This window comes from Streptomyces sp. NPDC096324 (genome assembly GCF_044763015.1).
In the GTDB taxonomy this organism is placed as follows: Bacteria; Actinomycetota; Actinomycetes; order Streptomycetales; family Streptomycetaceae; genus Streptomyces.
In genome coordinates this window covers 329733-342401 of sequence record NZ_JBIWFK010000003.1, presented here as the reverse complement: position 1 = coordinate 342401, position 12669 = coordinate 329733, and the positions used below count along the sequence as shown (strand labels likewise).

The 12669-nt window shown below is 72.0% G+C and carries 10 protein-coding genes; 3 read left to right on the top strand and 7 right to left on the bottom strand.

The genetic code is table 11. From position 1 onward, the window contains the following. Positions 1-329: 329 nt before the first annotated feature. A complete protein-coding gene (locus ACIQ7M_RS08925) occupies positions 330-1172 on the top strand; it encodes a hypothetical protein (RefSeq protein WP_403641498.1) in 843 nt (280 codons plus the stop codon). Between the two features lie 65 nt (positions 1173-1237). Here ACIQ7M_RS08925 and mmsA read toward each other — a convergent pair whose 3' ends face one another. From mmsA to iolC, 5 genes are read right to left on the bottom strand one after another with little or no spacing between them, the layout of a single operon-like run. Further along, entirely contained in the window at positions 1238-2740 is a 1503-nt protein-coding gene (mmsA, locus tag ACIQ7M_RS08920; RefSeq protein ID WP_386979375.1) for a CoA-acylating methylmalonate-semialdehyde dehydrogenase, read from the bottom strand. Positions 2741-2754: 14 nt separating this feature from the next. Further along, positions 2755-4671 carry a 3D-(3,5/4)-trihydroxycyclohexane-1,2-dione acylhydrolase (decyclizing) gene (gene iolD, locus ACIQ7M_RS08915; RefSeq protein ID WP_355764679.1) on the bottom strand — a complete coding sequence of 639 codons (1917 nt, stop codon included), beginning with the start codon at positions 4669-4671 and terminating at the stop codon, positions 2755-2757. Continuing rightward, positions 4668-5510 (bottom strand): 5-deoxy-glucuronate isomerase, encoded by an 843-nt coding sequence (iolB, locus tag ACIQ7M_RS08910; RefSeq protein WP_403641493.1) that lies wholly within the window; start codon positions 5508-5510, stop codon positions 4668-4670. The genes iolD and iolB overlap by 4 nt, the downstream gene beginning before the upstream one ends. A 7-nt stretch (positions 5511-5517) precedes the next feature. Next, positions 5518-6459, bottom strand: a complete 942-nt coding sequence (locus ACIQ7M_RS08905; RefSeq protein WP_403641490.1) for a deoxyribose-phosphate aldolase — start codon at positions 6457-6459, stop codon at positions 5518-5520. Continuing rightward, positions 6456-7406, bottom strand: a complete 951-nt coding sequence (iolC, locus tag ACIQ7M_RS08900; protein WP_403641487.1) for a 5-dehydro-2-deoxygluconokinase — start codon at positions 7404-7406, stop codon at positions 6456-6458. Before iolC ends, ACIQ7M_RS08905 begins: the two co-directional genes overlap by 4 nt. A gap of 130 nt (positions 7407-7536) precedes the next feature. On the opposite strand from iolC, the gene ACIQ7M_RS08895 reads away from it, so the two are divergent. After that, positions 7537-8514 (top strand): sugar phosphate isomerase/epimerase, encoded by a 978-nt coding sequence (locus ACIQ7M_RS08895; protein ID WP_355764668.1) that lies wholly within the window; start codon positions 7537-7539, stop codon positions 8512-8514. 307 nt (positions 8515-8821) lie between these two features. Beyond that, complete coding sequence (locus ACIQ7M_RS08890) at positions 8822-9022, top strand: MerR family transcriptional regulator (RefSeq protein ID WP_355764666.1); 201 nt, start codon at positions 8822-8824, stop codon at positions 9020-9022. Positions 9023-9074: 52 nt separating this feature from the next. Here the strand turns inward: ACIQ7M_RS08890 and ACIQ7M_RS08885 are convergent, their stop codons facing one another. Both ACIQ7M_RS08885 and ACIQ7M_RS08880 read right to left on the bottom strand, forming a co-directional pair. Beyond that, complete coding sequence (locus ACIQ7M_RS08885; protein WP_403641483.1) at positions 9075-10118, bottom strand: zinc-dependent alcohol dehydrogenase family protein; 1044 nt, start codon at positions 10116-10118, stop codon at positions 9075-9077. 41 nt (positions 10119-10159) lie between these two features. After that, positions 10160-12589, bottom strand: a complete 2430-nt coding sequence (locus tag ACIQ7M_RS08880) for an MMPL family transporter (RefSeq protein ID WP_403641480.1) — start codon at positions 12587-12589, stop codon at positions 10160-10162. Between the last annotated feature and the right edge of the window lie 80 nt (positions 12590-12669).

The following is a 12669-nucleotide window of genomic DNA, read 5'->3' as shown; positions in this document are numbered from 1 at the left end:
GATGGAACCTTGACGGAAACCGTTGCGTCAATGGCCGTTTACCTACGGAATCCGCAGTAGCGGAGCAACGCACGTCACATAACTTTCCCAGGCCGTAACACGCCCGTGTTGCAATCCTCAACACGCAACAGACTGTGACCTTGCTTTCAAAGGGGGTAGAGCCAAAAAACCTGCACTACCCGTTTCGTCACGACGTGACGAGAACCGCAGCCCGAGCTCCGAAACTCACCGGAATCAGTCCGCATTCCGGACGTTAATCTGTGGTGGTCATGTCAGTCCCCGCCGCTAGAGTCCTGCCGCACGGAGAAGCACGGACAGGGGTGGGGAACATGCGGTACATGCGGGGCGTGGTCTGGGCGGGGGTGGCCGCGGCGGCGCTGGCCGGGACGGCCGGATGCGGTGCGGAGACGACGAGGAAGGCCGCCGAGGCGGTCAGCCACGCCGACACGATCATGGCGGCGCTGGGGCGGGCCACCGACCGGACGGAGTCCCTGGGCTCCGCCGAGGTCAAGATGACCACCACGATGAACGGCGGCGCCCCCATAGCCATGGAGGGCACCTACTCCTGGGGAGACGGCTTCGCGTACGACGTCGAGATGGACACCAGGGCCGCGAAGATGGAGGCGCTGACGCACGCCCCCCGGATCCGCGCACTCCTCGTGGACGGCGCGTACTACTACGACACCGAACCGCAGCCCTCCGGACCGCTCAAGGGCAAGGAGTGGATGAAGGTCGACGTGTCGGCCATATTCGGCGACAAGGGCGCCCAGGCGCTGAGCGGAAGCTCGAACAGCGGCAGCCCGGCGGCCGCCATGAGGGGCTTGAAGTACGCGAGCAATGCCGAGGACCTCGGCAAGGAGACCATCGGCGGGAAGAGCACGACCCACTACCGGGCCGTGATCGACAAGAACCACATGGGCAAGGCCAAGGACGCCCTCGCGTCCGGGGACGACACCGTCTTCAACTCGATGACCGGCGGCACCGACTCGATCACCATGGACATCTGGGTCGGCGCCGAGGACTTGCCGGCCCGGCTGAAGGAAACGATCGGCAACGCGACGATCACCATGGACTTCGAGAAGTTCGGCGCCACCGCCGATGTGAAGGCCCCGCCGGCCGCACAGACCGGTGATGTCACCGAGCTCATGAAGAAGGCGGCCGCGCGGCAGTAGTGGACCCCGGCACGACGGTGCCCCGCCCCTCGTGCGAGGGACGGGGCACCGGGGGCGCGGACGCCTCAGTGGTTGCGCGGGAAGCCCAGGTCGACGCCTGCCGGGGCCTCCGACGGGTCCGGCCAGCGGGTGGTGACGACCTTGCCGCGGGTGTAGAAGTGCGTGCCGTCGTTGCCGTAGATGTGGTGGTCCCCGAACAGGGAGTCCTTCCAGCCGCCGAAGGAGTGGTAGCCCACCGGCACGGGGATCGGCACGTTCACGCCGACCATGCCCGCCTCGATCTCGAGCTGGAAGCGGCGGGCCGCGCCGCCGTCCCGGGTGAAGATCGCGGTGCCGTTGCCGAAGGGGGAGCCGTTGATCAGCGCCACGCCCTCGTCGTACGTCTCCACGCGCAGCACGCACAGCACCGGGCCGAAGATCTCGTCCTTGTACGCGTCCGCCGTCACCGGCACGCGGTCCAGGAGCGAGAGACCGATCCAGTGGCCGTCCTCATGACCCTCGACCGTGTAGCCCGTACCGTCGAGGACGACCTCGCAGCCCTGGTCGGCGGCGCCCTTCACGTACGAGGCCACCTTGTCGCGGTGGGCGGCCGTGATGAGCGGGCCCATCTCGGACGCCGGGTCGTTGCCGGGACCGATCTTGATCTTCTCGGCGCGCTCGCGGATCTTGGCCACGAGTTCGTCGCCGACGGAACCGACCGCCACGACGGCGGAGATCGCCATGCAGCGCTCGCCGGCCGAGCCGTACGCGGCCGAGACGGCGGCGTCGGCCGCGGCGTCCAGGTCGGCGTCCGGCAGGACCAGCATGTGGTTCTTGGCGCCGCCCAGCGCCTGGACCCGCTTGTGGTTCGCGGCGGCGGTGGTGTGGATGTGGCGGGCGATCGGCGTCGAGCCCACGAAGGACACCGCGGCGACGTCCGGGTGCTCCAGGAGCCGGTCGACGGCCACCTTGTCACCGTGCACGACGTTGAAGACACCGTCGGGCAGACCGGCCTCGGCCAGCAGCTCGGCGAGCTTCATGGCCGCCGAGGGGTCCTTCTCCGAGGGCTTGAGGACGAAGGTGTTGCCGCAGGCGATGGCGATGGGGAACATCCACATCGGGACCATGGCCGGGAAGTTGAACGGCGTGATGCCCGCGACGACACCCAGCGGCTGGCGGATCGAGGACACGTCGACCCGGGAGGCCACCTCGGTCGACAGCTCGCCCTTGAGCTGCGTCGTGATCCCGCAGGCCAGCTCGACGATCTCCAGACCGCGCGCGACCTCGCCGAGCGCGTCCGAGTGCACCTTGCCGTGCTCCGCGGTGATCAGTTCGGCGATGGCGTCGCGGTTGGCGTCGAGCAGCGCGCGGAACTTGAACAGGATCGTGGTCCGCTTGGCCAGCGAGGACAGACCCCAGGTGGCGTACGCGTCCTTCGCGGCGGCGACGGCGGCGTCGACCTCCTCGACACTCGCGAACGCGACCTTCGTGGTCACGGCGCCGGTCGCCGGGTCGGTGACCGGCCCGTACGTACCCGACGCACCCTCGACGGTCTTGCCACCGATCCAGTGGTCGACGGTCTTCGTCATGGCCAATTACTCCTTCACAGATGGCGGCGTCGGGCGGCGACGTGCCGGTCGTACTCCTCGCGGGCCTTGACCGCCGACGCTCGGGTCGCGGTCTCGGCCACAGGTACATCCCACCAGGCCTGGGCCGGGGGCGCGCCCGACACTGTGTCTGCCGTTTCGGTCTCCACGTAGACACAAGTGGGAGTGTCCGCCCCGCGCGCCTCGGCCAGGGCCGCCCGCAGGTCACGCACGGTCCTCGCGCACAGGACCCGCATACCCAGACTGGCCGCGTTGGCCGCGAGATCGACCGGCAGCGGCACTCCTGTGTACGTACGGTCGGCGGCCAGACGGCGGTACGCCGTGCCCAGGCGCTCGCCGCCCACGGACTCCGAGAGCCCGCCGATGGACGCGTACCCGTGGTTCTGCAGGATGACCACCTTGATCGCGACGCCCTCCTGCACGGCGGTGACGATCTCGGTGGGCATCATCAGATACGTGCCGTCGCCGACCAGCGCCCACACGGGCCGGTCCGGGGCCGCCATCCGCACCCCGATCGCGGCCGGGATCTCGTAGCCCATGCACGAATAGCCGTACTCGACGTGGTACTGGTCCCGCGACCGCGCCCGCCACAGTTTGTGCAGGTCGCCGGGGAGCGAGCCGGCCGCGTTGATCAGGATGTCCTCGTCGGTGACCAGCTCGTCGAGGACGCCGAGGACCTGCGGCTGGGTGGGCCGGATGTCGATGTCCTCCGCCTCGTAGGCCGCGTCGACGCGGTACTCCCAGCGCTCCTTGTCGTCGGTGTACTCGGTGACGTACGCGGGCTCCGCGCGGTGGCGGTGCGGCGCCAATGCCCCGGTGAGCGCTTCGAGGCCGGCGCGGGCGTCGGCGATCAGCGGAGAGCCGGCGAGCTTGTGCCCGTCGTACGCGGCGATGTTGAGGTTGACGAAGCGGACGCCCGAGGCGGCGAACAGCGTGCCCGAGGCGGTGGTGAAGTCGGTGTAGCGGGTGCCGATCCCGATCACCAGGTCGGCGGTGCGGGCCAGCTCGTCGGCGGTCGCCGTGCCGGTGTGCCCGATGCCGCCGACGTCCTGCGGATGGTCCCAGCGCAGCGAGCCCTTGCCGGCCTGGGTGGAGGCGACGGGGATACGGGTGGCCGAGGCGAACGCGGCGAGCGCCTCCTCGGCACGGCTGTGGTGGACGCCGCCGCCCGCGACGATCAGCGGACGCCGGGCCGCGCGGACCGCCTCGACGGCGCGGGCCAGCTCGCCCGCGTCGGGAGCCTGGCGCCGTACGGACCAGGTCCGCTCGGCGAAGAACTCCTCGGGCCAGTCGTACGCCTCGGCCTGCACGTCCTGGGGCAGCGCGAGCGTCACGGCGCCGGTGTCGACGGGGTCGGTCAGCACGCGCATCGCCTGGAGCGCCGCCGGTATCAGGGCCTCGGGGCGGGTGATCCGGTCGAAGTACTTCGACACCGGACGCAGACAGTCGTTGACCGACACGTCCCCGGCGAAGGGGACCTCCAGTTGCTGGAGCACCGGGTCGGCGGGGCGACCGGCGAAGACGTCGCCGGGCAGGAGCAGCACCGGGAGATGGTTGACGGTGGCGAGCGCGGCGCCGGTGACGAGGTTGGTGGCGCCGGGCCCGATGGAGGTGGTCACCGCGTGCGTGGACAGCCGGCCGCGCTGGCGGGCGTAGCCGACGGCCGCGTGCACCATGGCCTGTTCGTTGCGCCCCTGGTGGAACGGCATCACGGGGGCCGCGGAGGGTGTCCCCCCGCCGGGCACCGTGGCGTACTCGACGAGTGCCTGGCCGATCCCGGCGACGTTCCCGTGGCCGAAGATGCCCCAGACGGCGCCGATCAGCCGGTGGCGCTCGCCGTCCCGTTCGGTGTGCTGAGCGGCCAGGAACCGCACCAGCGCCTGCGCGACCGTCAGCCTCGTCGTCGAGGTCATCGGTATCCCCCTGTGCTCTGCGCGTGTCCCGGGTGGAAGCGGATCCGCCACTGCCTGTCCCCGCACGGCCCCGCCATGACGTTCAGGTAGTACATGGTGTGACCGGGCTGGGCGATGGACGGGCCGTGCCATCCGTCGGGGACGAGGACGGCGTCGCCGGTGCGGACCTCGGCGAGGACGTCCGAACCGCCCTCACGGGAGGGGAATACCCGCTGATAGCCGAACCCGTTCGGTCCGTCGATCTCGAAGTAGTAGATCTCCTCCAGCAGGGACTCGACACCGGGCAGGTGCTCGTCGTGCTTGTGCGGCGGATACGAGGACCAGTTGCCGCCCGGGGTGATCACCTCCACGGCGATGAGCCGGTCGCAGTCGAAGACGTCCGCGGCGGCGAAATTGCGCACCTGGCGCGCGCAGCCGCCGCTGCCGCGGTCTTCGACGGGAACCTCCGGCGCGGGGCCGTAGCGGGCGGGGAGTCGGCGCTCGCACTTCGCTCCTGCCAGGGCGAAGCGGCCTCCCGCGCCGGAGGCGATCTGGGCCCGGGCCTCACGGGGAACGTACGCGAAGTCGGAGACTCCGTCGAACACGCTCCGCCTGCCCAGGAGTTGGAACTCCTCCTCGTCCATGCCGTCCTTGGTGCGCACCGCGCAGCCGCCGCCGAGCGGGAGCACGATCCACTCGCTGTCCCCGGTGGTGAAGGTGTGGGTGCCGCCGGGGGCCAGCTCCACGATCCGCAGGCTGCTGTGGGTCCAGCCGGCCCGTTCGGGGGCGATGTCGAGGGCGTAGTAGGCGTCGGCGGTGGTGCCCGCGGGCACGTACAGCTCGTTGCTCGGACGACTCATGCGGCCCTCACAGAAGTCCTACGGCGGTGTCCACGGCCGCGGCGACATCGCCGTCCGCGGGATACAGCAGCGAACGGCCCACCACCAGTCCCTGCACGGTGGGGAGTTGGAGCGCACCGCGCCACTTCTCGTACGCACCCTCCTGGTCCTCGCCGACATCACCGCCGAGCAGGACGGCGGGCAGCGTGGAGGTCTCCATGACACGGGCCATGTCGTCGGGGTTCTCGGTGACGGGGACCTTCAGCCAGGTGTAGGCCGAACTGCCGCCCAGGCCGCCCGCGATGGCGAGGGACTTGGTCACGGCCTCGGCGCTCAGATCATTGCGCAGGGTGCCGTCGTCCCGGCGACGGCAGAGGAACGGTTCGACGAAGACGGGAAGTCGGCGTTCGGCCATGTCGTCGATCACGCGGGCGGCGGACTCCAGCGTGCGCAGCGAGCCGGGGTCGTCGTAGTCGATGCGCAGCAGGAGTTTGCCGGCGTCGAGACCGAACCGCTCGATGTCCCGCGGGCGGTGGCCGGTGAACCGGTCGTCCAGTTCGAAGGCGGAACCGGCCAGTCCGCCCCGGTTCATCGAACCGATGGCCACCTTGCCGTCGAGCACGCCGAGGAGCAGCAGGTCGTCCAGTATGTCGGCGGTGGCGAGCACGCCGTCGACCCCGGGGCGGGCGAGCGCGACGCACAGGCGCTCCAGCAGGTCGGCGCGCCCCGCCATGGCCAGTCTCCGCTCGCCCACGGCCAGCATGCCGCGGGCCGGGTGGTCCGCGGCGACGATCATCAGCCGGCCGGAGCCCTCGATCAGCGGGCGTCGCGCGCGCCGGGCGGCGGCCTCCGCGACCGCCTCGGGACGGCGGGCCCGGGTCCGGGCGAGCGCGGAGACGTCGACGCGTACGGGCGCGGGCCCGTCGCCGCCCTGTTCGGGGCGGGCTCCCCCGACGTGGCCCGCCCTCACCGCACCGCTCCGGCGGCGAGGGCCTGTTCGATCTCGTGCGCGGTGGGCATCGCGGAGGAGCACTCCAGCCGGGAGGCGACGATGGCGCCCGCCGCGTTGGCGTGGCGCACGGTCTTCTCCAGGTCCCGGCCGGCGAGCAGTCCGTGGCAGAGGGAGCCGCCGAACGCGTCGCCCGCGCCGAGGCCGTTGAGGACCTCGACCGGCAGGGGCGGGACCTCGGCCGTGGTGCCGTCGCGATGGACGGCGAGGACGCCCTTGGGGCCCTGTTTCACCACGGCGAGTTCGACACCGGCCGCCAGGAGCGCGGCGGCCGCCGCGTGCGGCTCGCGTTCTCCGGTGGCGACCTCGACCTCGTCGACGTTGCCGACGGCGACGGTGGCGTGGCGCAGGGCCTCCGCGTAGAAGGGGCGCGCGGAGGCGGGGTCGGTCCAGAACATGGGGCGCCAGTCGAGGTCGAAGACCGTCGTACCGGAGCGGGCCCGGTGGGCCAGGGCGGTGAGGGTGGCCGTGCGGCTCGGTTCGGCGCTCAGTCCCGTGCCGGTCATCCAGAAGACCCCCGCCTCGCGCACGGCGTCGAGGTCGAGTTCGTGCGCGCGGATCTCCAGGTCGGGGGCCTTGGGCTGCCGGTAGAAGTACAGGGGGAAGTCGTCCGGCGGGAAGATCTCGCAGAAGGTGACCGGCGTCGGCAGTCCCGGGACCTCGGCGACCCAGCGGTCGTCGACACCGAAGTCGCGCAGCGCCTCGCGCAGATAGGTTCCGAAGGGATCCGCACCCGTTCGGGTGACGACGGCGGTACGCCGTCCGAGCCGTGCGGCCGCCACCGCGACGTTGGTCGCCGAGCCGCCGAGGAACTTGCCGAAGGAGGTCACCCGGGACAGCGGGACCCCCGTCTGCAACGGGTAGAGGTCCACGCCGATCCGCCCCATGGTGATCAGCTCGTACGCCATCGAGTTCCCTTCTCGGTGGTCCCTGTGGCTGTCCCCAGGTCTAGCCCCGCGAGGGGACCCTGTCAACGTTTTGTCCAGACATTCGGACCATGGCTTGACACCTCTGGGGAGCCGCCGGAAGCTGGCGCCCATGACGTCGTCGCCGCCGCAGTCATCGCCGCAGTCGTCCCCCGACCCCTCACCGAAGTCGTCACCGCGGTCGTCACCTCCGTCCTCACTCTCGCGCATCCGGATCGGTTCGGCTCCCGACTCCTGGGGCGTCTGGTTCCCCGACGACCCCCTGCAGGTCCCCTGGCAGCGCTTCCTCGACGAGGTCTCCGGATCGGGCTACGAATGGATCGAGCTCGGCCCGTACGGCTATCTGCCCACCGATCCGGACGTCCTGCGCGAGGAGACCGCCCGGCGCGGGCTCGGCGTGTCGGCGGGCACGGTCTTCACCGGACTGCACCGGGGTCCCGACGTGTGGGAGTCCACCTGGGCGCACGTCTCGGACATCGCGGCGCTCGCCCAGGCGATGGGCGCCGGGCATCTCGTGGTCATCCCGGCCTTCTGGCGGGACGACAAGACCGGCGCGGTGCTGGAGGACAGCGAGCTGACGCCGGCCCAGTGGCGGGATCTGGCCACCCAGACCGAGCGGCTCGCCCATGAGGTGCGCGAGCGCTACGGGCTGCGGGTGGTCGTCCATCCGCACGCGGACACGCACATCGACAGCGAGCGGAACGTCACCCGTTTCCTCGACGCGACCGACTCCTCGCTGGTGTCGCTGTGCCTGGACACGGGCCACTACGCCTACTGCGGGGGCGACAGCGTCAAGCTCATCGAGACGTACGGCGAACGCATCGGCTACCTGCATCTCAAGCAGGTGGACCCGCGGGTGCTGGCCGGGGTGCGGGCCGAGGAGCTCCCGTTCGGGCCGGCCGTGGCGCGCGGCGTGATGTGCGAACCGCCCTCCGGCGTGCCGGAGCTGGAACCCGTCCTCGCCGCCGCCCAGGATCTCGGCGTCGAGCTGTTCGCGATCGTCGAGCAGGACATGTATCCGTGCCCGCCGGACAAACCGCTGCCGATCGCCCGGCGCACCCGGGAGTTCCTGAGGTCCTGCGGCGCTTGACGCCCGCCGCCCGGGGCACCCGGACCCCCGGCCCCCCGGGTGCTCGGGGCCCGGCGGGCCGTTCGTACGACCGGGCGGCGACTCCGTCCCGCTACCGCCAATGCGTCACTCGTGTCACAAAAAACTCCTCTGTGTCACACATGTCGCGTATACGCGGGTCTTGCGTCACACCCGGGCGACAGCCACGGCCCAGCCCTCACGCCGCGTCGTTCACCGGGCACACGCTTTGTGATCACCAGCGCAGCGCCCGGCTCCCCCGACGGCCGTCCCAGGCCGCCGCCGCGGCGCGCGCGGGGAGGTGCCACTCATGACCGACCGCCGGCTCTGGTCGTACAAGGAGATCGCCGCGCACATCAAGGTGCAGCCGGACACCGTCCGGTCCTATCGCAAACACGGGCTGCTGCCGCCGCCCGACCACGTCGAGGCCGGAAAGCCCTACTGGTACGCCGACACCGTCCGCGCCTGGGTCGCCTCCCGCCCGGGAAACCGGGGCCGCAGGGACACCTGACGCGTCCGGCCGGGGTGGTGCGTCACCCGGGGCGACGCACCACCCGGCGCCCTCACGCCCACGGCTCGATCACCGTCACGCCCCGGCCCGGAGCGGACCCCATGGCGGCCAGGGCGGCCGGCGCGGCGTCCAGCGCGATGGTGGAGGTCACGAGGAGATCCGGGCGGAGCACTCCGGAGCGGACCAGCTCCAGCAGGGGCGGGTAGGCGTGGGCCGCCATCCCGTGGCTGCCGAGGAGTTCGAGTTCCAGGGCGATCACCCGGGCCATCGGGACCGGGGTGAGACCGGTCGGCGAGGGCAGCAGGCCGACCTGGACGTGCCGGCCGCGGCGGCGCAGGCTGTCCACCGAGGCCGCGCAGGTGCCCGGCGATCCGAGGGCGTCCAGCGACACGTGCGCGCCCCCGCCGGTCAGTTCACGGACCGCCCGCGCCGGGTCCGCCACGGCGGAGGCGTCCACGCACTCCGCCGCCCCGAACCTCCGCGCCAGGGCGAGCGCCTCGGGGGACACGTCGACGGCCACGACGCGTGCGCCGGAGGCCGCCGCGATCATCACCGCCGAAAGGCCCACGCCCCCGCAGCCGTGCACCGCGACCCACTCCCCCGGAGCCGTCCTCCCCTGCGCGACCACCGCCCGGAACGCCGTGGCGAACCGGCAGCCCAGCGAGGCCGCCGTGGCGAAGGACAGCTCCGCCGGCAACGGGATCAGGTTCACCTCGGCGTGGTCGAGCGCCACGTACTGGGCGAAGGAGCCCCAGTGCGTGAACCCCGGCTGGGTCTGCCGCTCGCACACCTGCTGGTCACCCGCCGCGCAGGCGGCACAGCTTCCGCAGGCGCAGACGAACGGGACGGTGACCCGGTCGCCGGGGCGATGGCCGCTCACCCCGGCGCCCACCGCCTCGATCACCCCGGCCAGTTCGTGGCCGGGCACGTGCGGCAGCGTGATGTCCGGGTCGTGGCCCATCCAGCCGTGCCAGTCGCTCCGGCACAGCCCCGTGGCCTCGACCCGCACCACCACCCCGTGCTCCGGGGGCGCCGGGTCCGCCACCTCCCGGACCTCGGCCGGCTCCCCGTACCGCTCGAACACCACTGCCCGCATCGGCTCCCGCCCTCCACTCGGAGATCAACTCCCGAGGAACGCTAGCGGCGCGCCTCGGCCGTGTCCCGGGCGGACTCCGCGTCCGGTTCCTCCGGCGCGTCCGGGGCCGGCTCCGCCTCGGACACCTTGTCCGGGACCGGCTCGGCGACCGGCGACTCGGTGTCCGGCGACTCGGTGTTCGCGGACGGCTCGGCATCCCGGACCGGCTCGGTGTCCGGAGCCGGCGCCGGTGCTTCCGACTCGCTGAGGCCGAAGCGGTCGTGGAAGCGGCGCAGGGGTCCCGGTGCCCACCAGGTGGCCCTGCCCGTCAGGCGCATGACCGCCGGGACCAGCAGGCTGCGGACGACCATCGCGTCCATCAGGACCGCCAGCGCGACGCCCAGTCCGAGCATCTTGGTGTTGGCCACCCGGGAGGTGCCGATGGCGACCATCACCACGGCGAGGATGACCGCCGCCGCCGTGATCAGTCCGCCGGTGCGCTGGAGTCCGAAGCGGACCGCCTCCCGGTGGTCGCCGGTGTGGTCGTACTCCTCCTTGATACGGGAGAGGAGGAAGACGCCGTAGTCCATGGAGAGGCCGAAGGCGACGCAGAACATCAGGACCGGGAGGGTCGTCTCGATCGAACCGGAGCTGGTGAAGTCGAGGAGGCCGGAGAGATGGCCGTCCTGGAAGACCCAGACCACGGCGCCGAACATCGCGGTCAGGCTGAGCGCGTTGAGCAGGACCGCCTGGACCGGGATCAGCACGCTGCCCGTCAGCAGGAACACCAGGAACAGCGTGACGATCGCGATGAAGCCGGCCGCCCACGGGAGCCGGTCGGCTATCGCGTGCTTGGAGTCGACCAGGACGGCCGCCGTGCCCGTCACGGAGGTCTTGAACGGAGCGTCGGCCGCCCGGAGTTCGCCCACCAGCCGCTGGGCCCCCTCGTCCACGGCCTCGCCCTTCGGCAGCACCGAGAAGTAGGCGGCGTCGCCCTTCACCAGCGGGCCGTCCACGCGCAGCACCTCGGGCAGGGCGGCGATCCGCTCGCGGTACCGGGCGTACTCCGTCTCCGTGGCGCTCCCCTCGGCCAGGACCTCCAGAGCGCTGCCCGGGCTGCCGGCGAAGCCGTCGCGGATGTGCTGCTGGACGATGTGCGACTCCGCGCCGGAGGGGAGCTGCCGATCGTCGGCCGTGCCGAACTTCACGCCCAGGAAGGGCAGTCCGAGAACGATGAGGCCGGCCGTGGTGGCCACCGCGAAGAGCGGCGCCCTGCGCATGACGAGCGAGGCCGTGCGTCCCCAGAGGGCCCCGCCTTCGACCGGGTCCGGCCTGCCGCGCCGGAACAGCCGCCGCAGATCGAGGGAGTTCACCCGGTCGCCGAGGAGCATCAGCGCCGCGGGGAGCAGGATCAGGGCGGCGGCCGCGGCGAGCAGCACGACGGCGATGCCCGCGTAGGCGAAGGAGCGCAGGAAGTACTGCGGGAAGACGAGCATCGCGGCCAGCGACACGGCGACCGTGAGGGAGGAGAAGAGGACGGTCCGGCCCGCGGTGCGCAGGGTGACACCGATCGCGGCGCGCGGCGGCGCGCCGCCGGCCAGTTCCTCGCGGAACCTGCGGACGATGAACAGGGCGTAGTCGATGGCGAGTCCGAGGCCGAGGGCCGTCGTCAGGTTCATCGCGAAGACCGAGACGTCCGTGACCTCGGTGAGTCCGCGCAGCACGGCGTTGGTGCCGAGGATCGCGATGATCCCGACCCCGAGCGGGAGCAGGGCCGCGACGGCGCTCCCGAAGACCATGACCAGCAGCAGGAGGGTCACCGGAAGGGCGATCATCTCGGCCCGGGTGAGGTCCTCCTTGATGGTCGTCTGCATCTCGTGGCGTACGGCGACCGGTCCGCCGACCTCGACCTCGACGGGCCCGCTCTCTCCTCGGTAGGAGGGGGCGATGCGGTCCAGGGTGCGGGCCGCGGCGGTCTCGTCGCCGGTGAGCCGGGCGGCGATCAGCGCCTCGCGGCCGTCGCGGGCCTTCAGCGTGGGGGACGGGGTCTGCCAGTACGAACCGACGCCGGTGACGCCGGGCTCGGCGGCCAGACGTGCCGTGATCCGCCGGGCCTCCGCGGCGACCGCGGGGTCGTCGACCGAGCCCTTGCCCGCGTCGAGAAGGAGCAGCAGGTTGGGCTGCGAGGCGGGGAACTCCCGCTCCAGGGCCTTGGTCGCGTACGTGGACTGCGCGGTGGGGTCCTCCCAGCCGCCGCTGCCCAGCCGGTCCGCGACTCCGCTGCCGGCGACCACGGCGAGCGCGGTCAGCAGGAGGGCGACGAGCAGGGAGAGCCGTGGGCGCGCGGTCACGAACCGGGTCCAGCCCCCGAGGCGGGCACCCCCGTCCGTACCGCCGCCCGAGCCCGTACCTCCGTGCTCGGTCCCCTGCTCGACCCGGCTCCCGCCGGCCCCCGTCGCGGGCCCGGCGTCCGCGCCGTCGACTTCGGACATGATGCGGTGTCCCCTTCACCGTGACCCGATGACCCGCATCCGTGCAGGCATCATGGATCGCCCATTGCCATAGACTGGCA

Coding starts and splice junctions, on each gene's coding strand:
- mmsA (WP_386979375.1), bottom strand. CDS start 2,740: ATGACGAAGACCGTCGACCACTGGATCGGTGGCAAGACCGTCGAGGGT.
- ACIQ7M_RS08880 (WP_403641480.1), bottom strand. CDS start 12,589: ATGTCCGAAGTCGACGGCGCGGACGCCGGGCCCGCGACGGGGGCCGGC.
- iolD (WP_355764679.1), bottom strand. CDS start 4,671: ATGACCTCGACGACGAGGCTGACGGTCGCGCAGGCGCTGGTGCGGTTC.
- iolB (WP_403641493.1), bottom strand. CDS start 5,510: ATGAGTCGTCCGAGCAACGAGCTGTACGTGCCCGCGGGCACCACCGCC.
- ACIQ7M_RS08895 (WP_355764668.1), top strand. CDS start 7,537: ATGACGTCGTCGCCGCCGCAGTCATCGCCGCAGTCGTCCCCCGACCCC.
- ACIQ7M_RS08885 (WP_403641483.1), bottom strand. CDS start 10,118: ATGCGGGCAGTGGTGTTCGAGCGGTACGGGGAGCCGGCCGAGGTCCGG.
- ACIQ7M_RS08890 (WP_355764666.1), top strand. CDS start 8,822: ATGACCGACCGCCGGCTCTGGTCGTACAAGGAGATCGCCGCGCACATC.
- ACIQ7M_RS08925 (WP_403641498.1), top strand. CDS start 330: ATGCGGTACATGCGGGGCGTGGTCTGGGCGGGGGTGGCCGCGGCGGCG.
- iolC (WP_403641487.1), bottom strand. CDS start 7,406: ATGGCGTACGAGCTGATCACCATGGGGCGGATCGGCGTGGACCTCTAC.